Annotated in this window: 1 protein-coding gene; it reads right to left on the reverse strand. The window is 50.1% G+C overall.

Translation table 11 applies throughout. The features are described 5' to 3' along the window. On the reverse strand, window positions 1–395 hold a 395-nt coding region (locus WC5_RS23245), incomplete at both ends, for a tail fiber protein (RefSeq protein WP_016231361.1).

The following is a 395-nucleotide window of genomic DNA, read 5'->3' on the forward strand; positions in this document are numbered from 1 at the left end:
CGGCTGCTAGATCGTATGCAGCTTTAACCGCTTTTGGCGTTGCAGCTAATGTTTCAGAAGTGCTGTTGGTGTCGCTACTGAGCTGAACTATCCCTTTTTGTGTCGTGGTTGCATCCTGGGCTGTATACTTCCCATTAGCCAGGTCATATGCAGCCTTGACAGCTTTCGGTGTGGCGGCCAGCACTTCAGACGTGCTGTTAGTGGCACTACTGAGCTGAGTGATGCCTTTCGCTGTCAATGAAGCTGTTGGCACACCAGTGATCTGATTCCAGGGATGTGTATGACTGGATGGTGCTTTTTCGGCTGCTAGATCGTATGCAGCTTTAACCGCTTTTGGCGTTGCAGCTAATGTTTCAGAAGTGCTGTTGGTGTCGCTACTGAGCTGAACTATCCCT

The sequence above is a fragment of the Escherichia sp. KTE114 genome (assembly GCF_000407765.1).
In the GTDB taxonomy this organism is placed as follows: Bacteria; Pseudomonadota; Gammaproteobacteria; order Enterobacterales; family Enterobacteriaceae; genus Escherichia; species Escherichia ruysiae.